The 23,469-nt window shown below is 43.6% G+C and carries 24 protein-coding genes; 15 read left to right on the forward strand and 9 right to left on the reverse strand.

Features of this window, described 5'->3' with window-relative positions:
* Nucleotides 1-14: 14 nt before the first annotated feature.
* Nucleotides 15-758 (forward strand): 20S proteasome subunits A/B, encoded by a 744-nt coding sequence (locus GPLA_RS17205; protein ID WP_040515234.1) that lies wholly within the window; start codon nucleotides 15-17, stop codon nucleotides 756-758.
* Here GPLA_RS17205 and GPLA_RS17210 read toward each other — a convergent pair.
* The gene (locus GPLA_RS17210; RefSeq protein ID WP_040515235.1) at nucleotides 755-1,837 is read right to left on the reverse strand and encodes a zinc-binding metallopeptidase family protein; all 1,083 of its coding nucleotides are present in this window, start codon (nucleotides 1,835-1,837) and stop codon (nucleotides 755-757) included. The genes GPLA_RS17205 and GPLA_RS17210 overlap by 4 nt on opposite strands.
* 370 nt (nucleotides 1,838-2,207) lie before the next feature.
* On the opposite strand from GPLA_RS17210, the gene GPLA_RS17215 reads away from it, so the two are divergent.
* Entirely contained in the window at nucleotides 2,208-3,398 is a 1,191-nt protein-coding gene (locus tag GPLA_RS17215) for an MFS transporter (protein WP_007106240.1), read from the forward strand.
* A 92-nt stretch (nucleotides 3,399-3,490) separates the two neighbouring features.
* On the opposite strand, the gene GPLA_RS24235 is transcribed toward GPLA_RS17215, so the two are convergent.
* Nucleotides 3,491-3,625: a hypothetical protein gene (locus GPLA_RS24235; protein WP_007106241.1), complete on the reverse strand. Its 135-nt coding sequence runs from the start codon at nucleotides 3,623-3,625 to the stop codon at nucleotides 3,491-3,493.
* A 270-nt stretch (nucleotides 3,626-3,895) separates the two neighbouring features.
* Here GPLA_RS24235 and GPLA_RS17220 point away from each other — a divergent pair, with 270 nt between their 5' ends.
* Nucleotides 3,896-5,215: a short-chain fatty acid transporter gene (locus GPLA_RS17220; RefSeq protein WP_007106242.1), complete on the forward strand. Its 1,320-nt coding sequence runs from the start codon at nucleotides 3,896-3,898 to the stop codon at nucleotides 5,213-5,215.
* 247 nt (nucleotides 5,216-5,462) lie between these two features.
* Here the strand turns inward: GPLA_RS17220 and GPLA_RS17230 are convergent, their stop codons facing one another.
* On the reverse strand, nucleotides 5,463-6,305 hold the full coding sequence (locus tag GPLA_RS17230; protein ID WP_040515237.1) for a transglutaminase family protein: 843 nt from the start codon (nucleotides 6,303-6,305) through the stop codon (nucleotides 5,463-5,465).
* A gap of 512 nt (nucleotides 6,306-6,817) precedes the next feature.
* On the opposite strand from GPLA_RS17230, the gene GPLA_RS17235 reads away from it, so the two are divergent.
* Complete coding sequence (locus GPLA_RS17235) at nucleotides 6,818-7,687, forward strand: putative RNA methyltransferase (RefSeq protein ID WP_007106245.1); 870 nt, start codon at nucleotides 6,818-6,820, stop codon at nucleotides 7,685-7,687.
* Between the two features lie 50 nt (nucleotides 7,688-7,737).
* Here GPLA_RS17235 and GPLA_RS17240 read toward each other — a convergent pair whose 3' ends face one another.
* Nucleotides 7,738-9,267: a DUF3413 domain-containing protein gene (locus GPLA_RS17240; RefSeq protein ID WP_040515238.1), complete on the reverse strand. Its 1,530-nt coding sequence runs from the start codon at nucleotides 9,265-9,267 to the stop codon at nucleotides 7,738-7,740.
* Nucleotides 9,268-9,275: 8 nt separating this feature from the next.
* Nucleotides 9,276-9,494, reverse strand: a complete 219-nt coding sequence (locus tag GPLA_RS17245; RefSeq protein WP_007106247.1) for a YejL family protein — start codon at nucleotides 9,492-9,494, stop codon at nucleotides 9,276-9,278.
* 173 nt (nucleotides 9,495-9,667) lie between these two features.
* Between GPLA_RS17245 and yejK the strand changes: the two genes are divergently transcribed.
* From yejK to GPLA_RS17265, 4 genes are all read left to right on the forward strand, one after another.
* Nucleotides 9,668-10,717: a nucleoid-associated protein YejK gene (gene yejK, locus GPLA_RS17250; RefSeq protein WP_007106248.1), complete on the forward strand. Its 1,050-nt coding sequence runs from the start codon at nucleotides 9,668-9,670 to the stop codon at nucleotides 10,715-10,717.
* A 119-nt stretch (nucleotides 10,718-10,836) separates the two neighbouring features.
* Complete coding sequence (locus tag GPLA_RS17255) at nucleotides 10,837-11,712, forward strand: 6-carboxytetrahydropterin synthase (RefSeq protein ID WP_007106249.1); 876 nt, start codon at nucleotides 10,837-10,839, stop codon at nucleotides 11,710-11,712.
* Nucleotides 11,705-12,514 (forward strand): M23 family metallopeptidase, encoded by an 810-nt coding sequence (locus tag GPLA_RS17260; protein WP_007106250.1) that lies wholly within the window; start codon nucleotides 11,705-11,707, stop codon nucleotides 12,512-12,514. Before GPLA_RS17255 ends, GPLA_RS17260 begins: the two co-directional genes overlap by 8 nt.
* Before the next feature lie 176 nt (nucleotides 12,515-12,690).
* Nucleotides 12,691-13,224, forward strand: a complete 534-nt coding sequence (locus tag GPLA_RS17265; RefSeq protein ID WP_007106251.1) for a VC2046/SO_2500 family protein — start codon at nucleotides 12,691-12,693, stop codon at nucleotides 13,222-13,224.
* Nucleotides 13,225-13,269: 45 nt separating this feature from the next.
* Here the strand turns inward: GPLA_RS17265 and GPLA_RS17270 are convergent, their stop codons facing one another.
* From GPLA_RS17270 to GPLA_RS17280, 3 genes are all read right to left on the reverse strand, one after another.
* Nucleotides 13,270-14,199, reverse strand: coding sequence for a hypothetical protein (locus GPLA_RS17270; RefSeq protein ID WP_007106252.1), 930 nt, complete (start codon nucleotides 14,197-14,199; stop codon nucleotides 13,270-13,272).
* A 425-nt stretch (nucleotides 14,200-14,624) separates the two neighbouring features.
* A complete protein-coding gene (locus GPLA_RS17275) occupies nucleotides 14,625-15,062 on the reverse strand; it encodes an EAL domain-containing protein (RefSeq protein ID WP_007106253.1) in 438 nt (145 codons plus the stop codon).
* A gap of 87 nt (nucleotides 15,063-15,149) precedes the next feature.
* A complete protein-coding gene (locus GPLA_RS17280) occupies nucleotides 15,150-15,476 on the reverse strand; it encodes a hypothetical protein (protein WP_007106254.1) in 327 nt (108 codons plus the stop codon).
* Nucleotides 15,477-15,733: 257 nt separating this feature from the next.
* Between GPLA_RS17280 and GPLA_RS17285 the strand changes: the two genes are divergently transcribed.
* The gene (locus tag GPLA_RS17285; RefSeq protein WP_007106255.1) at nucleotides 15,734-16,198 is read left to right on the forward strand and encodes a DUF1294 domain-containing protein; all 465 of its coding nucleotides are present in this window, start codon (nucleotides 15,734-15,736) and stop codon (nucleotides 16,196-16,198) included.
* On the opposite strand, the gene GPLA_RS17290 is transcribed toward GPLA_RS17285, so the two are convergent.
* Nucleotides 16,199-16,891 (reverse strand): Crp/Fnr family transcriptional regulator, encoded by a 693-nt coding sequence (locus tag GPLA_RS17290; RefSeq protein WP_007106256.1) that lies wholly within the window; start codon nucleotides 16,889-16,891, stop codon nucleotides 16,199-16,201.
* A gap of 96 nt (nucleotides 16,892-16,987) precedes the next feature.
* On the opposite strand from GPLA_RS17290, the gene GPLA_RS17295 reads away from it, so the two are divergent.
* The 6 genes from GPLA_RS17295 to GPLA_RS17315 all read left to right on the forward strand — a co-directional run.
* Nucleotides 16,988-17,740 (forward strand): class II aldolase/adducin family protein, encoded by a 753-nt coding sequence (locus GPLA_RS17295; RefSeq protein WP_007106257.1) that lies wholly within the window; start codon nucleotides 16,988-16,990, stop codon nucleotides 17,738-17,740.
* A complete protein-coding gene (locus GPLA_RS24095; RefSeq protein WP_226993141.1) occupies nucleotides 17,740-18,219 on the forward strand; it encodes an alpha/beta fold hydrolase in 480 nt (159 codons plus the stop codon). The genes GPLA_RS17295 and GPLA_RS24095 overlap by 1 nt, the downstream gene beginning before the upstream one ends.
* 31 nt (nucleotides 18,220-18,250) lie before the next feature.
* The gene (locus GPLA_RS24100) at nucleotides 18,251-18,631 is read left to right on the forward strand and encodes an alpha/beta fold hydrolase (RefSeq protein ID WP_226993142.1); all 381 of its coding nucleotides are present in this window, start codon (nucleotides 18,251-18,253) and stop codon (nucleotides 18,629-18,631) included.
* A gap of 223 nt (nucleotides 18,632-18,854) precedes the next feature.
* The gene (locus GPLA_RS17305) at nucleotides 18,855-19,979 is read left to right on the forward strand and encodes a 4-phosphoerythronate dehydrogenase (RefSeq protein ID WP_007106259.1); all 1,125 of its coding nucleotides are present in this window, start codon (nucleotides 18,855-18,857) and stop codon (nucleotides 19,977-19,979) included.
* A 40-nt stretch (nucleotides 19,980-20,019) separates the two neighbouring features.
* Nucleotides 20,020-21,036 (forward strand): aspartate-semialdehyde dehydrogenase, encoded by a 1,017-nt coding sequence (locus GPLA_RS17310; RefSeq protein ID WP_007106260.1) that lies wholly within the window; start codon nucleotides 20,020-20,022, stop codon nucleotides 21,034-21,036.
* A 360-nt stretch (nucleotides 21,037-21,396) separates the two neighbouring features.
* The coding region (locus tag GPLA_RS17315; protein WP_304621368.1) for a FimV/HubP family polar landmark protein at nucleotides 21,397-23,469 on the forward strand (2,073 nt) is incomplete at its 3' end.

The following is a 23,469-nucleotide window of genomic DNA, read 5'->3' on the forward strand; positions in this document are numbered from 1 at the left end:
TTGAGTAAAATTAAATGACATATTGTTTAGCAGTAAGTGTGGACGACGGGCTCGTATTTGCGTCAGATTCGCGGACCAACGCCGGGGTGGATTATGTCGCTACCTATAGTAAAATGAGTCGTTTTGTTTTTGAAAACAATCGTGTTTTGGTGTTATTGACCTCCGGTAGTCTCGCGACATCACAAGCGGTGGTGAACGGTATTAAGCGGGATTTAAACGATCCTAAAGCAGACTTCGATATCCGTCAGGGACAAGATTTACACGAGGTCGCTCAGTACATAGGTAAGTTGAGCCAAAATGAGCAGCGCTTACATGCCCAAGCAATTGAAAAGTCCAACGCTAATAATGAATCGAGTTTTATTCTCGGTGGGCAAATAGTCGGACAAGCCTGTGAAATATTTCTTATTTACCCACAAGGTAATTTTATTTCCGCTTCAGCAGAAACCCCATATTTGCAGATAGGGGAAAGCAAATACGGTAAGCCTATTTTGGATCGAATCATTAGCTCAGACTTGTCACTTTCAGACGCAGCCCGCTGTGCGGTTATCTCCCTCGACTCGACCATGAGAAGTAACGTGTCAGTTGGCCCCCCGCTCGAATTGGCATTACATAAACAAGGTGTTTTTCAGGCTCCTGAACACTTAGTTTTAGAGGGAAATAGCGCAGACTACCAATATCTGCAAGCTTATTGGAACGAGGGAATGAAGTCAGCGTTTAATCAGCTACCCAAGTTAGACTGGGATAAATACGACCTTTAATCCTGTTGGTCAGCGATGACTTCATGTACAAACCGAAGCTTGTCTAACGCGGTAATGGAAATTACGAAGGGGTAGGCATCGTCCATTCCCATGCTGCGATTTAAGCCGTTTAACGCCCTTGTTAGCTGACACCAGTTATCAAATATGTGCGTAAAATTAGTGGCAATATAAGCCTGGTCGTGCAATTTCTCTGCGGGAATAGGGCTAACAATTTTATTTCCGGCCAGCGAGAAATCAAAATCGTTGGCGGTTTCCAGTGTGTCTATCATATGCAGATAATGCGCCCAGGTTTCTGCCCAGTCTTCCCAAGGGTGCATACTGGCGTACGCGCTGATCCACACGGTTTGCCAATTTTGGTTTGGTCCATTTTTGTAATAGTCTTGCATGGACTCAACGTAACCTAATCGTTCATCACCGAACAGTTTTCTAAACTCAAGAATTTTGTCACTTTTGGCGATCAATTTGTCCCAATAGTAATGACCTGACTCGTGCCTAAAATGGCCGACTAAGGTACGATAACGCTCCCCCATTTTTTCACGCATATCGATACGGGCACTGTGATCAGCTTCACTTAAATTGATTGTGATGAGTCCACTGGCATGGCCTGTGGTCACAAAGTTCTTTACGGTGAGTTCATTACCATATTGATCTTCAATTTCATCTCTGAGGAAAGAGAAGCTAAGTCCCGACGGGTTACTCGATGTCTTACCCTTGATAGGCAGGCCCAGCGTCATCAGGATATACAGTAAACGGCGTTTACCTTGCTCCAACCTGAACCACAATGTCATGTTTTCAGGGTCGTCTAGATTCGGAATGATGTCGTTAAGGCGACAAGACAGACAATAATCATGCTCATCGTCATAACTTACCATCCAATTACAGGCATTATATTGGGAATAGTTTTTACATTTACGGTACAGCTTGCCATTGCATGATGCTTGTAAATTTCCGTACTGGTTGGTGGTAAAAGCACTTAATTTTACTTCATCGGGGATAAAGCCAAGCATAAGGCCACAGGCGACACATTTAGAATTGGCAAAATGTAATGTGTTAGCGCATTGACAGGTAAATGTTTTCAAACGGACGCTCCAAGTTTTCGCCATAGGCAATGTTGACGATATTGGATTGTAACAAGCAAATGGATTTATCCTAATAATACTTGCTGTAATTAAATTATTATTCAGCCAGTGACAAGACCCCATTTCAATGTGCAAATCTAACCTTGGCTCCTCATGTTATGAAACACGGGGTATTTGTTAGCATATGGTTAATATTGCTTTATCAAGTTGTTGTTATGCAATAAATCAATCCGCTTACTAAAAATTAGCATTGCACTTAGTGTATTAACTTGGTTACCTTGCGCCTCCGGCATAGCTTCCAGTCAGGGATCTGAATAAGCTGCGCCATTAATTTTCTGCCTTTCTCATGGGTTTTTATTCTGGAGTGACTATGGATCGCCGCGCCGCTACGTCCGTTATTTTTGCTGGGTTCTTCTTGCTCGGTATGGTTTTCATCTTGTGGGGAATTCTGTTGCCTGATTTAGCCAAGAGCTTGGCTATGAACGAAGTGGTAAGTGGTGCTTTTTTCACTTTAATATCAGTGGGTATGATCCTAGGGGCTATTTTAGGTGGCAAATACGCGCAAAAATTTGATTTTATGTCGCTATTTGCCGTTCTGCTAGTGAGCGTTACTCTATTATTACTCGCTATTTCATTGGTGCAACATTGGCTTTGGTTGTTGATAGGCGCGCTGGTATTAGGTGTTTTCAGCTCAAGCTTGTTTACCATCGGCCATACTGTGATTGCCCGCTTACATGCCGAACGTCGCTCAACCATGATGGGCTTTATGGATTTCATGTTTAGCTTAGGTACCTTGGCTGCGCCTTTTTATGTATCTGGTTTGTACTTGGTGGAGCATGATTGGCGCTGGCCGTTACGTATTTTAGCCATCGGGCTATTGATGCTTGCTGCGTATACATGGCGAGTGGCCCATCAAGGTAAGAAACTTGTGGCACCGGAAGAGGCGAGTAAAAATCGTAAGAGTTTGGCTTATGGTGACATTATTCGCCGCCCGGTCTTTATTTTTTTAGCCTTAGCTGCGTTTGGTTACGGTATGGTTGAATTCGGTAACGCCAACTGGTTCGTTAGTTATGCGCAAAATGGCCATGGTTATAGTGGTGAGCAAGCACGCTTGGTTTTTGCCTTTTTCACTGCAGGTATGGTGGTAAGTCGTTTGGTTTTTGCTTTATTACTACGTTGGTTAACCAGTCACCGCTTAATGTTGATCCTAGCAACGATCATGCTCGTTGGCAGTTTTATGATTAAATTAGCGGTTGATCCTGTCGCCATGTCCTGGGGTAACTTTATGCTTGGCTTAGGTTTAGGCGGCTTATTCCCCTTGATGTTGTCCGCAGCAATGGATGTGGACAGTGACAAAGGCCCAATTATTTCGGGTCTGTGTGTTATTGGTTCATCCATTGGCGTGCAGGTGGCTTCATTCAGTACAGGATTATGGGCGCATTTTGCACCGCTCACCACGGCATTTTGGGTGATCCCGATAGGTGGCGCATGGTTGTGGGTAATGGCATGGGGTTACAGTCGATTCGTTAAACGCCACATTGCCACCCAGGCTCATCCCTGAGCCAACGGGCTTAGGGCGTCGTTTATATTATCAGCGACATACATTCGGTTATCCTCAAATAGGATATGACCATCTTCGTGCCAAACGCTGGGTCAGTTGAGGGTTAAAGCAACATTTTCGATTAATTCACTGTTCAGGGTGGCAAAGAAAGCGGTGGCTTGAGCGTTCTCCTCGTTATAAGGGGTGTTAATGTTGGCGGTTTGGTTAATATCGTTATTAATAGCCACTAGCCCATCATCTGTTTTGCCATTTTCTTTGAGTAATTTTAAGCCAAAGGTCAGCTCGCTGATGCCCGATTGACTTAAGCCAAGTGTGTAACCTTATGCATCTGCTAATGTTTGCGTGCGTAAATCGCGTAAAAACACAGCCGGATTCAAATATGACTCTTGTTTGCCCACGACTACAAAGACAATACTGAAACACGATATCCGTGTTAGTTTTAAGCGAAGCACACCTGTATGGTAGTAGTTTAACTCGGCTAACTTGAGAGTAATTTCATGATAAAAAGCAGTGCTGATTTTTTTAGTCGTGTCATGCAGCGATGGCTCCCTGACCCTTTCATCATTGCGATTATTTTGACCGCCATTGTATTTATGTGTGGATTGTTTATTGAACGACAATCAGTGACCGACATGGCAAATCATTGGGGTAATGGATTTTGGGCGCTATTATCATTTTCCATGCAAATGGTGCTTATTCTCGTTCTTGGCAGTATTTTAGCGATGAGTGTGGCGGTAAAAAAAGGGCTTGTTTGGGTGGCTAAACTCGCCGCTACGCCCACCCAGGCAATCTTACTCGTAACGTTAGTCTCTATGTTGGCATCTTGGATTAACTGGGGTTTTGGATTAGTGGTTGGTGCGTTAGTCGCTCGGGAAGTCGCCACTGTCGTTAAGGGCGGGCATTTTCCGTTGTTAATTGCTTCTGCTTACAGCGGCATGCTGATTTGGCACTCTGGCTTGTCAGGATCCATACCGCTAAAGATTGCGTCACAGGACAGTGATGCGTTAGGTCAATTGCTTGCCGGTCAGACTATCCCCATGACGGAAACTATTTTCGCTTGGCAGAATTTAGTTATTGTTGCTGCGCTCGTGATCACCGTTCCTATTTTGAATATATTGATGCTACCCGATAAACACAAGCGGGTGAGTTTTCAGGTTAAACACAAAAATGTGCCTTCCATCGATAAGCGCGGTCTTACCCCTGCGGAAAAATTAGAGCACAGTCCCTTTATTAATTATTTACTTGTGATGCTTGGACTGGTGTTTTTATGGCAATACTTCATCCAAGGCAATGGACTGAGCTTGAACACTATTAACTTGTGCTTACTACTATTCGGACTGGCGTTACATGTTAGTCCTCATAATTTCTTAAACGCCGCGAAAGAAGCGATTGGCTATAGCAGCGGCATTATTCTTCAGTTTCCTATCTATGCCGGTGTTATGGGAATGATGGTTGGTTCTGGACTTGCCACTTCGATGTCACAGTGGTTTGTTGAAATATCCAGTGCCCAGAGCTTTCCCGTATACACTTTTATCAGTGCCGGGATAGTGAATTTTTTTGTTCCTTCTGGTGGAGGGCAATGGGCCGTTCAAGCACCCATAGTGCTTCCTGCCGCCACTGAGCTGGGTGTGTCCATTAATCACGCTGCAATGGCGGTAGCGTGGGGGGACGCATGGACCAATATGATTCAGCCTTTTTGGGCGTTACCCTTATTAGCCATCGCAGGGTTAAGCTTACGTCAGATCATGGGTTATTGTGCCGTCATTTTAATCTGGTCAGGTGTATTAATCAGCAGCTTGATTTATTTTCTTTATTAAAGAACACCATCGCCCTTAATGTATTTTCATCGAAAAATCACTACCTCACAGCATCTGTTTTATTGCAGCTATGACGCTGGTGGGCCATCTACGCCAAGCATTTTTCGAAAATACCCTAAGCCTTTTTGGATGGACTTTTTGGCCGTTAGCCGGACGCGCAATATAGCCGGCTAGGTTAACGCCATAAACATGCCTATATACCGAAACTTTTGGGCTGTGGTTTGTCGGGAGTGCCTTCATTACCCGCCTATTGCTTTTCTATTGTTAAGTTAGTGACCAGTCGAGATGTTGCACTGCCTCGTATGCCACCAGAAACAGGCATAGTGTTTTCAGCAATCGCGCTGGAAGCGACCGAAAAATGCGTATTTCCGGTTAATATTCCATGGCTAGGATCAAAACCTAACCAACCTGTACCGGGTATAAAGACTTCTACCCAAGCATGTAATTCATAGATTGGCTTTTCCATATCAAAATAGAAATAACCGCTGACAAAACGTGCAGCAATCCCATAATGACGTAGTAGGTTAACTTGCATCCATGACAAATCACGACAAGAGCCTTTTTTTATTTTAAAGGTCTGATCGGGTGATAGCGGTGGGCCATCTTCGCGATATTCTACGTTGAAATCCTGATGAATTTGCGAGGTCAGGTTGGTTAAAAAAGCAATGGTATTAAAGTGTGATGTGTTGAGTATTGCCTCTGCATACTCGACTAATTCCTCAGTGAGAGGGGATTTTTGTAAAGCAGCAAACAGTATTTGATATTGATGATCTGAATAGGTGAAGGGGATACGGTTAAAGGCATCCGGGTGAATAATAAAGTTAAACGGGTTATAAGCTTTGTTTTGCACATGGCTTTCTACCTCAATGGTAAGACTGTTTGTTAGTTCTCCAAACCAGCAAAAGTCGATCACATTATGTTCCTCGTCTTCGATCACACTATGCCCTTCTGGTTCGGACTTTAAGGCTATTGAAAAGTGTGTGACGTCAATGTAGGACGTTTGCTTCGGGCGAAATCGCAAGTAATGGGGTTCTAAAAAGACTTTGTCATCAAATATATATGTCGTCTCATGGATTATCTTAAAATTCATGTGGCTCTCCATAGTTAAGTGAACATCTACGTCAGGTGTTGGCAATTGACGCTACTAGTCGATTAAGTCGCTGTAACACCCACATTCGTTGCAAAGGAGAAAAAGGATTTGTATGCAGGCCTAAGTAGGGCGATGAATGTGACACATCGTTTCATCCAAACTTGGCTCAGTCATCTCACCTTAGGTCTTACAGGCTATTTTTTGCTGCTTGGCGCTTAAGTATTTAAGCTCGATTATGGCCTTGTGGCATGGCACGACTATGCAACAATATGAGGTTGAATAATAGCATATATACTAAGAGGGTATCGCTTAGAGTGTTCAATGTTTGGAGCTGGTGGCCTTTGCCGTCGCATGAATACGATCGTTTGAATAGGGGGTTTGGGCTAGTTTATATGACCCTGGGTAACCGACGGTCATTGTGCTAAGCAACAGATTTCAAGCATCGTTAAATGTTGCCCCTGCGTGAAAGCAAACTCTGTTACACTGCGCTTTTTTGTCGGTTGAGAATATGTATGTGGATTTGCCCTGCTTGCCAGTCACCTTTAACGTTAACTGAGCGCACCTATAAATGCATTGCTGGGCATACTTATGATGTGGCGAAGGAAGGGTATGTTAATTTACTGCTTGCGCAGCATAAACGCAGTAAAGAGCCGGGTGATAACAAGCAAATGGTTAACGCCCGACGTAGCTTTTTAGAGCAAGGCCATTATCAACCTTTAGCCCAAAGGATGGCAGAAGTGCTCGCTCAGTTTGCTGATTTTTCAAGGCAAGTTGCAGTGGATAAACCTGGCGCTGAACCCATGGGTAATCTATTTGATGCGGGGTGCGGCGAAGGATATTACTTGAACCGTATTCTGACTGAGCTTAACGCGGCTCTAAATTCGCCAGGCATTAATGGCGCCGGGTTAGATATTTCAAAAATTGCGGTGCAAAAAGCGGCAAAAAAATATCCACAGAGTGAATTTTGTGTTGCTAGCAGTTTTGCCATACCTGTGCCTAGCGCAAGTCAGCACGCGGTTATTCAGGTCTTTGCACCAAGCAGCGAACAAGAGGTGTTACGGGTATTAGCGGAAGGAGGCATGTGGCTACAAGTCAACCCTGCGGCAGAACATTTAGCCGAACTTAAAGCCTGTGTTTATGCCGCTCCGGCTGAACATAAGCCGTCACCGCCAGTGCCTGACGGATTCGAGTTATGCCATGAAGAAACACTGACCTTTGAATTCGATTTAACTGAACCTGAGATGCGTATGAACTTATTGATGATGACGCCGTATTATTGGTCTACGTCGGTGGAAAATACCCAAGGTATCAAGGCTTTTTTGACCAAGGTGAGCGCACACTTTTCTTTGCGTATGTTACGGAAAATCAACCTGGTGGCATAAAAAAGCCTGCAGTTGCAGGCTTTTTTCATGGGGTAATTTTTGTTGGCGCTTTAGTGCTTAGCGGCAAAGCTACTTAAGCGTTTAATTGCTTGGCTTAAAAGGCGCGTATCAGCTTCATCAGGCAACTCTTCACCTGTTTGCAAGTTGTACACTTTACTGTTGCCGTTGCTGGATACTTCAATACGCTTGTTATTTTGTATCACGATAACCATGCGCTCTTGGGTTGTAACCAGCCAATCCCGCCCTGGATTACTTAAGTCACGTCCCGTACTGTAGTTTTGCGTCGGCGCGTTGCAGCCCAACATATTAAGCATGGTAGGGGCCAAGTCTTCACTGCTTGCAAAGTCAGCATAAAGCTCAGCGTTGCTGTAAAGATACTTTTCGCCGGATGCGCTGTCTTTGACAACGAATACTTGATATTGCTGTAGTACCGACGGATCAAGCAATAAACTATTCAGTTGTTTACTATCTACAAAGCCTATCGCTAAATTTGTATTACCCGACGTTACGCCCTGCTCAAAATTAGACCAATCTTGACTGAATTGCTGAGTTTGTTTGCCTGCATCAAGTTCGCTGGCATAAATGCCAACTTGTAAACCGAGAGCGGTCGGCAGGTCGAGCAAGATGGGTATTTTTTTACTTAACACTTGATGATAAAGCTCAGGTAACCCGAACAAATAACCACGTTGCGCGTCACGCATGGACGAGCGGTCAGCGTAAAGCGGTATTTTACTGCGTAACTTGGTTTGGCTAGCGAGCTTGGTGACGTCATTATCGACCAGTAGCAAAACTTTTTTCTGAGCCGATACTGAGCAATATAGTGGTGATAACGGGTAGTTAATCAGACTAATTCGATCATCAAACTGCAGTTCTAGTCTTTGCTCGTAGTTGTCTCTATCCAGTAGATCATAACGTGACATCAAGGTTTTTGCTGTCGCGGGGTAAGACAAAGGAAACAAATCATCTTGTTGTACGATAGGGTGATACAAATTAGCATCAGCCCAGATGTGTAGGGCGTGACTAGAAACAAAGCAGACGACAAAAAAGCTACTAATGGGTAAGGCTAATTTACGCTTTTGTAAGCGAGCAACCCTTTTCCATAGTGCATTTGCTAAGACTAACTGTGCAGACAACCAGAATATAAATATGAGGAAGAAGAACGCCCAGCGTTGCCAACTAAATAAGGATATCGCTGTGTTCGCCTCAGTTCTAAGCAATTCGGCTGTTGAAAAACTCAGATGCACAGCATATTTGTTGTACAACAGTGCATCAAATCCAAGCACAGCTAAAGCTACAGCCGCAAGTACTGCGCTGATTGCTTTAACCGTTCTGGCGCTGGGGACCAAATAACAAAGCGGCAGAATGAGTATGATAAAACCAAAGAAAGTCAGAAACCCAATATGACTGATCCAGTTGGACAGTAAATAGGTGAGCCCCAGAGGGGTTTCAGGCGCGGGCGAACTAAATATGTATACACTGGCGATGGCGATCGCCAAAATCATATTTGAAAGCGCAAACCAATGGCCCCAAGTAACTAACTGTGTGACTAATTTACATCTAGGCGTTTCTGTTAAGATCATGAATTTATCTATTTAGCATTGATACTTTTTAAAAGTACTTGTGTAAACTTATCAGCCATTTCACTGCGCTGACTTGCGTTAACTTGTTGCATAAAAATATTAGTGATGACATTACCCAGCACCATCAGCGATAAATCGCGACTGGTTTGATGCTTTTCTAAAGCGATGATGATGTCGTGCATAACGTCTTCAAATTGGGTGTCTGAATATTTAGAATTTTGAGGCATGTTTTTTCTCGCAAAGATAATGCCGAGATAGTAACAATGGTCTGCTCAAAATGCGAGTAATGCGCAAGGCTGGCAGGTAAATAGTCAATGATAAGCGGTGAATTTGCCTTACACATTAAATCTGGTTTGTGGTTTTTAACCTGCAAATCGCTAACTGAATTAAAGGAGCCAACGTGAGCGCACTCATTCGCCACTTTGTGGTACATCAACTTGCGATAAATGATCAGCAACAGCTGACACTCGTTCCGCGCAACAGCTGTTTCTCTGTGACAGCGGAAATTGAAGATTTAGCCCAGCAAATTAACCATGCTTTTAATACCAAACCAGGTAAAGGGGTAGGTGGGTTTGTCGAACAAGGCGCTGAGCCAGTGCAAGATGAGGACGGTGAAAATGTGCCCGTAAGCCCATTTCAAGATAAACTTAATGCCATGCTGGCCGATCCTGAGCAGTTCGTAGATTTCAGTATACAAAGCAGCGAGATGCTGAAAAAAACCATGACCGACATGGCGAGCATAGAGACTGGTTTTGTGGTCTTTAGCCATTACGAGTTTTTGGCGACCGAATATTTGATGATCGCGATTTTAAATACTAAACAACACGTAGAAATCAACCGTGATTTGGAACTTAGCAGTAGTGATCACCTCGACTTAGCCAAGATGCAGCTCGCAGTGCGGATTGATTTAACTCAGTTATCAACCACACCAGAACAAAGTCGTTATGTCAGTTTTATCAAAGGACGTATGGGCCGCAAAGTCTCAGATTTTTTCATGCACTTCTTGGGCTGTGAAGAGTTAGTTGATATTAAACAGCAAAATAAACAACTACTTAGCTCCGTAGATGATTATTTGGCGTCTGAGCAGATGGACCCAGGTGAAAAACAGGCCACGCGCAAAACTGTATCTGAGTATTACAAAGAAAAGCTCGATGCAGGTGAAGATATTCAACTGAAGGAATTAGCCGACAAACTGCCAAAAGAAGCGGATGGTGATGATTTTTATCAGTTTGTTGCCAACAGTGAAACGCCCATCGAAGAACAATTTCAGGCAGATCGTAGCGCGTTGAAAACCCTAGCGAAATTCAGCGGTCAAGGGGGCGGTATCAGCCTCAGTTTTGAGCGTAATTTATATGGTGAGCGAGTACATTATGATGCAGGCTCTGACACCTTGATGATTAAAGGGATCCCACCAAATCTAAAAGATCAACTGCTCAAAGCACAAAAGTAAGGGTAATTTTGCGTTAATAATACATCTGCTTGATTGCTCAGGCGGGTGTAAACACATGATAAAGTTTTATAGCCGCGATATACTAGGCATCGTCTCAACAAAGGTATTCAGTCTGTTTTATGCAATTATTCGTTAACGATTTAACCGTTATGGATTTCTCTTATTTGTGCCCGAAGCGCGGCATGGTGGGAGAAAGTTGGATAGTCGACGTCATTTTAGATGGCGATTTAAATGAAGAGAGCATGGTGCTCGACTTTTCAAAGGTTAAAAAACAGCTAAAACATCTGATTGATGAATATGTTGATCATAAGTTGTTGATCCCCGTTGAGCACGAATATAGTCATATTTTGCGCGATGAGAAAAACGACCGGGTGAGTGTCGATTTCATGCGCCCCGAGGGGCGTTCACTTCATCTTAATTGCCCATCTGAAGCTTACGCATTTGTGTATTCAAAGCATGTAACCATGTCTTCTGTCAGTCAATATTTAAAGCAAGTCATTGCTACCCACTTGCCTGAAAACGTCGCTGGGATTGAACTAACCCTGCGTGCAGAAGTCATTAATACCCCCTATTACCATTACACCCACGGTTTAAAAAAACACGACGGCAACTGCCAGCGTATTGCCCATGGGCATCGTTCAAAAATCACTATTGTAGAAAATCAGCACGAAAGCCAAGAGTGGCAGCAATATTGGGCTGAACGTTGGTGCGATATTTATGTGGGCTCAAATGAAGACTTAGTCAGCCTTGATAAGGTCAATTTCGTTAAAAGTGACACGGATTTAACCCAGCACTATTTATTTGGCTACGAATCGTCCCAGGGCTGGTTTGAATTAGCGATACCTAAAGCAGAAACTGAAATGGTCGATACGGACACCACAGTTGAATGTTTGGCGCAATACATAGCGGATGAACAAAAACGCCTTGAACCGGAAAGTGATTTTAAGGTTTATGCGTTTGAAGGTGTTGGTAAAGGCGCAATTGCTTATGCATAAGTTCTTTTTTGGTGCCTTTGTTAATTTACTTTTTATGGTCGGTGCCCAAGCTGAAATGTTAGAACTACGGGGCGAGCTAACTCAAGGCAGTTTGCTGCGTGGCAGTGTCCCTGCGGGAAGTGAAATATGGCTCGACGGTAAAACAATTATGATTGGTGACGACGGAAATTTCGCTTTTGGTTTTAGCCGAGACGATAAACTGACTCATCAACTTAAATGGCGTGATCCCCAAGGGAAAAACCATGAAAAAAGCCTTATCTTAATTCCTCGTGAGTATGATATTCAGCGCATTGAGGGTTTACCCAGTAAGATGGTATCGCCGCCTGAAGCAGTACTTACCCGCATCAAACAAGATAACGTACAAGTCGCACAAGCTAGGGCTAAGCGTGATCGGCGAAGTGATTTTGCCCAGAATTTTATCTGGCCTGCTCAAGGGCCTATTAGTGGAGTATACGGCAGTCAGCGCGTGCTCAATGGCCAACCTAAACGTCCCCACTATGGCGTTGATGTGGCCGCACCTACGGGAACCCCAGTATATGCTCCTGCTGATGGCGTAGTAACGCTCTTTGTACCTGATATGTATTATTCTGGCGGTACCATGATTATTGATCATGGTTTAGGGGTGTCTTCGACATTTTTACACCTAAGTAAAGGTCTTGTTACAGTAGGGGACCACATTAAGCAAGGTCAATTGGTCGCTGAAATAGGTGCCACAGGGCGTGTTACCGGGGCTCATTTAGATTGGCGTATGAATTGGATGAATGTGCGATTGGATCCTGCTTTACTCGTGCCCAAACGTTAATTTCAATACAGGCGTATTTGACTCAGGGCATTTAAACTGCCCAAATTATTTTGCATCACACCTGATAACTAATTTCAGGTTCATTTCTCATACCCATGTTGCAATTCGGGCTAAAGCAATGCGCCTTTTCTGCGATAACCTAAGTAATCCATTCATTTAATCCTGCGGTCTTTTTGATGACGGCGGATATTGGTAGCAAAGGTTTGCAGCACACCCAACCGACACAACACAGTCAAACGATTAACCCAGCGTCTCAGGATCTTGAATTCAGCGGACAGCTTAATCGTGCGTCTCACCAAGGTGCTAACTTCGCTTTGCTGTTAGCAAGTTTGCAGCAAGATGTGTTGGCGAGACCCCATGTAGGTAAGGGAAGTGAACCCTCAAACCAACAGGTTGATGACATTCAATCTAACTACCCTGAGATACACCTGCAAACTCATGCACAGGACTGGCCTTTAGCAGATACGACGACGCACATATTACACAGTGATGGTATTCGTGGTGCTCAGTTGTGGTTGGCAATGCACCCACAACCATTATCACTGCATAACGATCCTTTTCATATTGATGACGATATTTATGCAAACTGTAATAGTCATACCCAAACGCGCTATTCACAGACTGAGGCTGAGGCGGGTAATGAAATCGTCGTGGACGAAACGGGTATTTTCGATTTACTTGAGGAAATAGGCCTGCAAATGCAGGCTTAAAAAGCGCAAGCCACAACATTGAGGCTTGCCTTGCGCAGATCGAAATTAACCGTCTTGGTTAATTTTCTGAGTGACTTCTTGCAATACCGCTTCAGCCTGATCCGTCGCTATTTGGCATGTACCTGCATTTTCGTGACCACCACCACCACGCTGTAGGCAGACCTCGCCAATATTGGTATTTGAGCTTTTATTAAGAATGGATTTACCGATAGCCAAAACCACGTTCTGCTTTTGGAAGCCCCACATTTTATGAATAGAAATATTACACTCAGGGAACAGGGCGTAAATCATAAAGCGGTTTGTGGCGTAAATAGGATCTTCGTCTTTTAAATCTAGCACCACTAGGTTGTCTTTAACGGTAGCACAACGTTTTATCTGCTCAATGGCTAAGGGACGATGCTCTTGATAGATTTTGATCCGCTCTTGCACGTCAGGGAGTTGAATAATTTCGTCAACACTTAGGTCAAGACAACAGTCGATAAGCTCCATCATTAGATTATAATTGGAGATGGTGAACTCACGGAAGCGGCCTAAACCGGTACGTGCATCCATCAAGAAGTTCATCAGATCCCAGCCTTGTGGGTCGAGCACTTCTTGTTGATTAAAGTTGGCTGAATCCCCTTTGTCTACGGCGTCCATTAGTTCATCTGAGATCTTCGGAAATTTATTTTTACCACCGTAGTAATCAAACACGACTCGGGCTGCTGAAGGAGCGGCAGGATCGATAACATGATTGTCATGGGCTTTATTACGTACCGTTTCACTGTGGTGATGGTCAAAGCACATATGACAACCTTCAACGTACGGTAGGTTCGTTAAAATATCTCGGGGACCCACTTCAATTTTGCCGTCTTGCATGTCTTTTGGATGAACGAATTTAATGTCGTCAATCATGTCCATATCTTTAAGCAAAGCGGCGCACACTAAGCCATCGAAGTCGCTACGGGTAATTAGTCGAAAAGTACTATTTGACATAATGCTCTCTTGGTTGTGGGTTTGAGTAAACTAAATTGACCTATTCGCCTACTCAATACCGATAATTTTGGCTTACGAGCCAATCTTGGTTTTAAATCAGTCTAAAACGTAACAAAGGATTATTCAAAAAGTAAATCGCTGAAAAGTATTGATATTTAGTCTAACTATTCGTGCAGTTAAATTACTTTAGGGTAAAAATACTGCCAAGTGCTTGCTTATAAAGCACTAATAAAAGTGTTTTTTAAAATTTATTTCAATTTCGATTAAACTTTTTGCTATGCAACAACGACTAACTAAATGACAGCGTAGTGAACTGTCGTATTATCCCTGGGCCGCCTCATGTTTTTCATGTTGCGGCTTTTTCCGTTTTATTGAGTACGTTTTTCCTCGCGTATGGTAAGCAACTCGCACATTGGGCATACCATTTACACTAGCTCTGAAGGCTGACAAAAATAGTAACCTTGACCGTAATCAACCCCCAGTTTTTTGAATGCTTGCATCGTTTTTTTATCTTCGACAAACTCGGCAATCACTTCTTGGTTTGAAGCAATTGCCATGTCACAAATAGATTTTACCGCGGTGAAATCTAAAGGATTATCCATCATGCTGGTGATAAACGAACCGTCGATTTTAATTATTTCTGTTGGTAGTTCTTTAATATATACGTAGGACGAATGGCCGCTACCAAAATCGTCTAAAGCAAAACGACAACCCAGGTTTTTGATGTTATCCATAAACTGGCGGGCCCTTTTAATATTAGTGATGGCTACTGTTTCGGTGATTTCAAAACATAATTTATGCGCGGGTATACAAGCATTTTCAATGGTTTCAATAATAAACCTTTCCAATTCACCGTCATTCAATTTGTCTGCCAGCCCTTTGTTGGAAGAACTGCATTGATGTCTAATATCTCATTGATATTTCTATCGAAGGTAAGAGAGCCGTGTATTTTATCGGTGAGTTTGAGCATCGCCATCGTCGAAGTAAAAAGGTGCGGCGTTGACGTTATTCAATGTTACCAAGTAGGGTTGCAGCATGAGCGTGCCGAGATCCTTATTCCCTCGGCTAAATACTTTATGTACATCTAATCCCAGTGAATAGGTATAGGCGTTATGTGGTTTATCTGTATTGCGGTTGGCTCTGGCTGATGCGTCAATAGACCAGCGGCTATTATCGCCAAAAAGTGTCGAAGCAAAGGATTCAGCCTGAACAAAGAAGCTTGAAAACCATAAACCGAAGGTAAGTATTAAATGATTTTTTGTGAAAATATTAGGCATAAAATTGCACTTTCCTTGGTTAATCTTATTCAGTAACTAATGTGATGGCGGACTAAATAATGACGTCAAATAGCCGTCAGGTGTTTTTAACTTGCTCGGGCCCTGATTTATTTGTGATTATTGGTTTTACTTCGGCGCCGAACCCTAATGGATTTACTTTAACGGCCTGATTGGATTTTTCATATTAGACATAGAGATATATCTTTCTAAGATTTTGACCGTGTCATCACCGGTTTCGTACAACAGAAGAGTCGCGTTTGAAATATCATTACACTTGGATTTACCTTTTACTTATTGCCTTAGGCATATCGTTTGCACTGGGTTATGTGCCATTGTTAATACCAATATTTTATTTTTTATTGAGTGTGATGGCATTTATAGCTTATAAAAATGATAAGCAGGCTGCGATAAAAGGCACCTGGCGAGTGCCAGAAAAAACGCTGCACCTACTGGCCTTAATCGGTGGTTGGCCCGGGGCTATATTTGCTCAACAGCGATTACGGCATAAAACCCAAAAGATGTCCTTCAAGATCTTGTTTTGGTTAACCCTAGGATTAAATCTAACTTTGTTGGCTTGGTTGCACACGAAACCAGGGCAGATGTTATTAAGAGGAATATTTGAGTTTATCAATCGTCTGCTTAAAGTCGTTTTTACTGAGACAAGGACGCTGGACGTTATCGATATATTTACCCATTTCTATAATGGGGCGCAGTTTAGTTGACTAAATTTGACACAAGGTTTTAAGCTTTGCGTGATCAAGAATGATTAACTGGCCATAGTGAACCTCAATAACGGCTTGCTGTTGAAGTTCTTGCAGCAATTTATTTACGGTTTGACGAGAGCTGTGGAGCATTAAGGCTAAGGATTCCTGGGAAATCGATAAACTTGTGCCTCGCTCAATAGGCGCCTGATGCTCTAATCCTTCGGCTAACAAGAGAATGCGTCCGCATAGTTTTCCCTTGAGGGATAAACTGCCGGTTTCGTCGATAAATGCAAATGTGGTGCGAATGCGCTGACATAACAAGCGCATAAAATGGGGGTAAAGATCTGGACGTTGTTTTAACAAGGCCTTGAAATCAACGCTAGATATCTTGAGTAATTCGCAGGGCTCGTCGGCGTGGGCGTCATGTGCTCTAGGGAGCCCGTCAAACAGTGATATTTCCCCAAACCAACTACCTGGCTGCATCCAAGTTAATATTAACTCCTTACCTTCCAGCGTCACGTTGCTGAGGCGAACTCTTCCTGATACCACGCAAAATAAGCCATCACCCAAATCGTGTTTTTGATACACCAATTGTCCTGCGTCTAGCCGTTTTAACTTAGCCGCGGTGACCAATTGCTCAATCACGTCTTGAGGAAGGGATTTAAACCAAGAACTTTGACTAAGGATGGGACGTATCGTATCGAGCTGCATAAGAATTATCGGTTAATTGTCGTATTAGCGACAGTTTGAATGGGGTAGGTAGACTAAGTTGTTGCTTCTAAATTAACAATCAAAAGAAGTAAATATATGCAGTCAGTTAAGCAGCAGGTCAGTGAGCAAGAATGGAAAACCAGAGTCGACTTAGCGGCTGCTTATCGTATGGTTGCACACTACGGTTGGGATGATTTGGTTTTTACCCATATATCAGCTCGTGTGCCGGGTCCTGAACATCATTTTCTGATAAATCCTTACGGCATGATGTTTGATGAAGTGACAGCCTCAAGTCTGGTTAAGGTTGACTTGCAAGGCAATAAGGTTATGACGTCAGATTACGACATTAATCCGGCTGGCTTTGTTATTCACAGTGCGGTGCATGAAGCCCGAGATGATGCCCAATGTGTTATGCATTTGCACACCACAGCAGGTATTGCGGTGTCCACCCAGAAAGGGGGCCTATTGGCGTTAAGCCAGCAGTCTCTGCTTGCTTTGTCATCCTTGTCATACCACGATTACGAAGGGATCGCTTTGAATCCCGATGAGAAAAAACGTTTGGTCGCTGATTTAGGTACAACCAATTTTATGATCCTACGTAATCATGGCTTGTTGACGTGTGCAGATACGATTGCAGATGCGTTTTTAGGTATGTTTATAATGCAGCGTTCATGCGAGATACAACTGCAAGCCCAAGCATCAGGACAGGCGCTAATACCGATTTCAGAACAGATTTTAGCCGGTATTAAAGCTCAAGCAAAACAGGTGACTCGTTCAGCGGGTGGGGCGTTAGCTTGGCCGGGTATTTTACGTAAACTTGATCGGTCTAATCCAGGTTACGATCAATAATGAGCTGCTTTCCAAGTCTTGAGCAGTACCAAAAAAGCGCGAGCTATTGCCAAATAGGTAAGCACCAAATCGCCTATTGGACTGCTCAAGACGCTAGCGCCTTGGATAAAAATGCGCTCTGGTTGGTGATGATCCATGGATTCCCCAGTGCGGCTTGGGATTGGCACAATCAGTGGAAGACGTTACGCAAAGACTATCGTTTGCTCAGCATGGATTTACTGGGTTTAGGCCTATCGGACAAACCGCATAAACATAATTATAGTGTGTTAGAGCAAGCGGATATAGTCGAGGGCTTATTGGCTCACTTAGGCGTGAAAAAAGGTCATATTCTGTGCCATGATTATGGTGATTCAGTTGCCCAAGAGTTGTTAACGCGGCATGTTGATAAACACACTCAATTCGCTATCTTGAGTGTGTTACTTGAACGGCGGATTGTTTGCGGATCATCATCGTCCCCTGTTTACCCAGAAACTGCTTAAAAGTCTAATCGGGCCCTTACTTGCTCGCTTGATGAGTCAAAGTAGTTTACAGGAAAGTTTCCGTAAAATTTTTGGACCTCACAGTCAACCCGTTGCCTCACAGGTGGATATTTTATTCGCCTTGTTAGAGCACAATAGGGGTAAACGCGTGTTGCCAAGTTTATTGGGTTACATAGACGAACGTAAAATACAGTCTTCGCGTTGGTTAACCGCTATGCAAGGTACTGACGTTGCCCAGTGTTTTATTAATGGTATACACGACCCCATATCAGGCCAGCACATGCTGACGCAATTTGAGAAAGTTCTGCCGCAGGCCACGACCCACGCATTAGATGTAGGTCACTACCCGCAACTTGAGGCTCCTCAAAAGGTGACTGAGCTATATCAACGGTTTTTAGCAAGCGTTGATTAATTAATGGTCCCCATCGGCCCACTCATTTCGTACGACAGTTCAGTAAGCCTAGGGCTGTTACCCGCATGTTCATAGCCCTACCAGTAAGTGATTAGACCATTGCTTATTTTCAACAAAAAGTGTCTTTGGGGCATTTCGGTTGTAGCTGCACCGTGGCATACTTGCGCTCTTTTTTTGTCGCGCTGATAGCGCGCTTTAGGGTTTTAATTTCGGGTGAAAGCAATTGAAAATATATTATGAAGATAGTTTGCCCTACGCTGCAGAATTTTTTTCTGAGTTAGGCGACAGCCGAGTTTTTTCCCATAAAGACGTTAATGCAAAACTAGTCGCTGATGCAGATGTGTTATTGGTGCGGTCGACCACAAAAGTCAATGCGCAGTTACTCGATCTCAATCAAAATATCGCATACGTGGGCACAGCAACTGCCGGCACTAATCATTTAGACGAAGAATACTTGCGTAGTCGCGAGTTAGGTATTCATTCTGCTGCAGGTTGTAATGCGGTGGCAGTGGCGGAATATGTACTAAGTGCATTGTTCGTGATGGCACTAGAACATGACTGGCAACTCGTCGATAAAACCGTGGGTATCGTTGGAGCTGGACACGTAGGTACGCGCTTAAGTGCTAAATTGACAGCGTTAGGCATACGTCATTTGTTGTGTGATCCGCCGCTGGCTGACGCTGGCGATCCACGGGATTTTGTCGATATGTCGCAGATTATGCAATGCGATATTATCACTTTGCACGTGCCATTAATTAAGGGCGGCCGCTATAACACTGGCCATATGTTCGATGCCAAGCGTTTAGACGCGTTAAAAGAAACACAATTATTAATTAATGCCTGTCGTGGTGAAGTCATCGATAACAAAGCATTATTAGCGTGCTTTGAGGCCGGCCGAGCACTCAATGTGGTATTAGACGTCTGGGAAAACGAACCGGATATTGATCAAGCACTGGTACCTTACATTGCACTCGCCACAGCGCATATTGCCGGGCACACTGTTGAAGGCAAGGCTAGGGGGACTGAAATGCTATATCAGCAAGTCTGCGGGCAATTTGGTTTTACGGCGACGAAAAAATTAAGTGATTATTTGCCCGTCCCGCAACCGGATCGTCTTTATGTGGATGAAACTCTGCGTGGACAAGCACTACTGAGTGCTTTAGTGCTGAGCGTGTACGATATTCGTAACGATTCAAAACAGTTCAAAGAAAGTATTCATTTGCCTGATCAGTTTAGATATATCCGAAAAAACTATTCTATTCGAAGAGAATTCGCTGCACTTAGCGTAAATACTGGAAATAATCCCGGATCAGAGGCAATCTACGCACTCGGATTCAACCGTAAATAATATACATAAATAATCATTCACTTTTTAGGAGTTACGCTACATGTCTCGGTCTTTTGATGTCGCTGTGTTGGGTGCTACAGGTTTAGTAGGACAACATATGATAGAAATTCTTCAGCAACGAGGATTTCCAGTCAATAAACTTTACCCACTAGCGAGCTCACGCTCAGCGGGTGGTACGGTGACGTTTAAGGGTGAAGAGATTACTGTGTTAGACGCAGATACCTTTGACTGGAGTTTAGTGCAACTCGGTTTCTTCTCAGCGGGCGGCAGTGTGTCTGAAAAGTTTGCCCCGATTGCCGCTGAAGCAGGTTGTGTGGTTATCGACAATACATCCCATTATCGCTATGAACCTGATATTCCACTCGTGGTGCCGGAAGTAAATCCGCACGCATTGGCTGATTTTCGTAATCGCAACATCATTGCTAACCCTAATTGTTCAACCATTCAGATGATGGTTGCGCTCAAACCTATACACGACGCGGTAGGAATTGAGCGTATCAATGTGTGTACCTATCAGTCGGTATCAGGGGGCGGTAAAGAGTCGATGGATGAACTCGCTAAGCAAACAGCGGCATTATTAAACGGCCTTGAAGCTAAACCTGAAGCGTTTAGTCGCCAGATCGCCTTTAACGTTATCCCGCAAATTGATGTGTTTTTAGATAACGACTACACCAAAGAAGAAATGAAAATGGTCTGGGAAACCCAGAAAATTTTAGGTGATGAGAGCATTCGCGTAAACGCTACGGCTGTGCGGGTTCCTGTGTTTTATGGGCACGGTGAAGCGATACATATTGAAACTCGCACACCCATTGATGCACAAGATGCCAAAGCATTATTAGCCAATGCCCCCGGGATAGTATTGAAATCTGAACCGAGTGAATTTCCTACCCAAGTAGGTGATGCAAGTGGCAAGGACGAGGTTTTTGTTGGCCGAGTTCGCAACGATATTAGCCATCCTAATGGTTTAAATATGTGGGTTGTATCAGACAATGTACGTAAGGGTGCAGCTACTAACAGTATTCAAATAGCTGAAGTTTTAATTCGCGATTATATGTAATCGTAAAATACCTTCACATCAACCCACAGGATGCACACTCGCACCCTGTGGGTTGATTGTTTGTAGGCTCATTGTTTGTCAAACAATGCCGATACTATTTGATAGCGCAATATTAAATCATTAGGCATTTGCAGGTTTTTATCTGTCACGCGCAGAGCTATCAAAGACCAAAAATACCTTTCTAGATCATCTTAACCTTCTGGTTTATAGTAAGATACGCTGGCTTTAGCCCACGCAAGTTATGAATTTATGGAATACTTTTTGCTGTTTTATTCAAGTGCGTGTATCGATAAATAATAATGACGTTGTAAATAACCTCATGACAGCTTATTTACCCCAATTTTGAGGCATAAAGGATCAATGAATTTGCGAACGCTAGCCCTATTGCTTGTAGCGAGCCTCAGTTTAACTTTCTCTTTTGGCCTGCAATCGGCCGATTTTCAGCAAGTACGGATTAAAGGCCCTAAAAGTGCGGACTCTGATTATTCGGGGCAAACCTATGGTCCTATCACTGCAGCCGACACGCTTTGGCGCATCGCCAGTCAATCTCGTCAGAATAAAAGCCAGTCTATTTATCAGGTTATGTTTGCAACTTATGAGCTTAACCCTGATGCTTTCGAACGCAATAACATCAATTTACTTAGAGATGGGGCTGTCCTGCGCTTACCAGCCACACGATATATTGGCCGAGTAAATGAAGGGCAAGCCATTGCTAAGGTTCGGTATGATAATCAATTACTTAATTTGGGCGGTGAAGGTTCAGATCCTAACGTTAATAATGGCACCAGTAAAAAATTAGCCAGTAAAGACGATTTAGCTGAAACCAAAGAGGTCATTGAAAAGCGCCTTGGTGCAATCGATGAGGAACAAAATCGCCAATTCCAAGAAATACGGCAGCAATTTGCCGAGTCAATTCTCAGTGTACAAAGTATCTTAAATGAAAATCAGCGAGTATTCGAAAGCCTTGATTCGGTTAATAAAGATTTGGCTGAAATTCGCAGTCAAGAAACATTGCGTGATGAGCAGATGTTACAAATGGGCAAGAGCATCGAAGAGTTGCTTGCCAAGTCTCGTCAAGAAGAAGCTGACGCGTTAGCCAAGCAGCAAGCTGGTGGATTCACTGATTGGTTAATGAAGCCCCTGACTTTAATTATTTCTTCGATATTGATTTCATTATTGATACTGGGTGGTTTTGCGTATTGGTTGGTTAAACGTAAGAAACCGGCGGAGATGGATCTTGATTTACTCGCTAACAAAGATGAACCTGCAGATACCTATGTCGCCAGTGAAATGGACGATCTTTCTGATGCCCTCAGTGAAGAATTAAGCTCTGAATTAGATGACGACAACTTATTTGGTGAGCAGGATGTACCGGATGATGTGTTGGCGGAAGAGCTCAAAGAGTCTTTTGATGAAAACAAAGAAGAGTTTGATGATCTGGGCGACGATATGTTGGTGCCAGATAGCGAACTTAACCCCACTGAAGATTTTGAAGCAGGCAGCGATGAGCTTGATCAAGACGACTTAGACAATCTATTCGAAGATGAAGATGATCTGCTCGCTGAAATCGATGAGGAGATGGACAGCATCAACTTGTCTGATGATGCTAACCAAGAAACATCAGCAGATACCCAAGATGAAGATGTTGCTGTTAAAGACGAAGCTGCGGAAGCGCAAGATGTAGACCTTGATGAGGACGACTTCGATTTAGAGAACATCGAGACAACCACCTCGAATGAAGACAGTATAGATACGGAAACTGCTCAGGATTTAGGCAAGGTTGCTCCAGAGGAAGAAGTCGAACCGCAGGCAGAAATGGCGCCTGAACTGCCCCTTGATAGCGCTGATATGTCTCCTGTGGAAGATGCGGATGCACAGCCAGAAATCAGTATTGATGATTTATTGGTTGATCCCAAACCTGAGCTACCAGCGTCGTCTGAAGTGAATGCAGACGATCCCATCAATGAAGATATGCTGCAGCAACTCGATAAAGAGATTGCATCTCAAAGTGAAGAGTTAGACAACTTAACCAGTAATCTTATCGACGAGCTTGAGCAAGTTGAAATGATGCAAGGGATGTTGCCAGAAGGTGACGAAGAGTCAGAGCCAGAATTTACCGGAACCCCTCAACACGATATCCAGCAATTGGATAAAATCACCGAAGATTTAGGGGATATTTTTGATGAGGATGAAGACAGTAATATTGAGTTTGAGCCAAGGGATGACATAGCCTTAGCCGAGGACACTGGCGGCACCTCAGGGGGAAATGAAAGCGAGAGCCTAGTATCCGAAGCTGAAGAGGAAGCAGAAACACCTGAGCAAGACGAGCCTGCCAGCGATGAACAAGAAAATGACATTTCAGCGCTCGGCGATAGCGAGAATTTGCTATCAGAGCTTGCAGATGAAGATGAAACCGCGGCCTTTGAGCAAGGC

The sequence above is a fragment of the Paraglaciecola polaris LMG 21857 genome, from assembly GCF_000315055.1.
In the GTDB taxonomy this organism is placed as follows: Bacteria; Pseudomonadota; Gammaproteobacteria; order Enterobacterales; family Alteromonadaceae; genus Paraglaciecola; species Paraglaciecola polaris.

Coding starts and splice junctions, on each gene's coding strand:
- GPLA_RS17205 (WP_040515234.1), top strand. CDS start 15: ATGACATATTGTTTAGCAGTAAGTGTGGACGACGGGCTCGTATTTGCG.
- GPLA_RS17215 (WP_007106240.1), top strand. CDS start 2,208: ATGGATCGCCGCGCCGCTACGTCCGTTATTTTTGCTGGGTTCTTCTTG.
- GPLA_RS17220 (WP_007106242.1), top strand. CDS start 3,896: ATGATAAAAAGCAGTGCTGATTTTTTTAGTCGTGTCATGCAGCGATGG.
- GPLA_RS17230 (WP_040515237.1), bottom strand. CDS start 6,305: ATGAATTTTAAGATAATCCATGAGACGACATATATATTTGATGACAAA.
- GPLA_RS17235 (WP_007106245.1), top strand. CDS start 6,818: ATGTGGATTTGCCCTGCTTGCCAGTCACCTTTAACGTTAACTGAGCGC.
- GPLA_RS17240 (WP_040515238.1), bottom strand. CDS start 9,267: ATGATCTTAACAGAAACGCCTAGATGTAAATTAGTCACACAGTTAGTT.
- GPLA_RS17245 (WP_007106247.1), bottom strand. CDS start 9,494: ATGCCTCAAAATTCTAAATATTCAGACACCCAATTTGAAGACGTTATG.
- GPLA_RS17255 (WP_007106249.1), top strand. CDS start 10,837: ATGCAATTATTCGTTAACGATTTAACCGTTATGGATTTCTCTTATTTG.
- GPLA_RS17260 (WP_007106250.1), top strand. CDS start 11,705: ATGCATAAGTTCTTTTTTGGTGCCTTTGTTAATTTACTTTTTATGGTC.
- GPLA_RS17265 (WP_007106251.1), top strand. CDS start 12,691: ATGACGGCGGATATTGGTAGCAAAGGTTTGCAGCACACCCAACCGACA.
- GPLA_RS17270 (WP_007106252.1), bottom strand. CDS start 14,199: ATGTCAAATAGTACTTTTCGACTAATTACCCGTAGCGACTTCGATGGC.
- GPLA_RS17280 (WP_007106254.1), bottom strand. CDS start 15,476: ATGCCTAATATTTTCACAAAAAATCATTTAATACTTACCTTCGGTTTA.
- GPLA_RS17290 (WP_007106256.1), bottom strand. CDS start 16,891: ATGCAGCTCGATACGATACGTCCCATCCTTAGTCAAAGTTCTTGGTTT.
- GPLA_RS17295 (WP_007106257.1), top strand. CDS start 16,988: ATGCAGTCAGTTAAGCAGCAGGTCAGTGAGCAAGAATGGAAAACCAGA.
- GPLA_RS24095 (WP_226993141.1), top strand. CDS start 17,740: ATGAGCTGCTTTCCAAGTCTTGAGCAGTACCAAAAAAGCGCGAGCTAT.
- GPLA_RS24100 (WP_226993142.1), top strand. CDS start 18,251: ATGAGTCAAAGTAGTTTACAGGAAAGTTTCCGTAAAATTTTTGGACCT.
- GPLA_RS17310 (WP_007106260.1), top strand. CDS start 20,020: ATGTCTCGGTCTTTTGATGTCGCTGTGTTGGGTGCTACAGGTTTAGTA.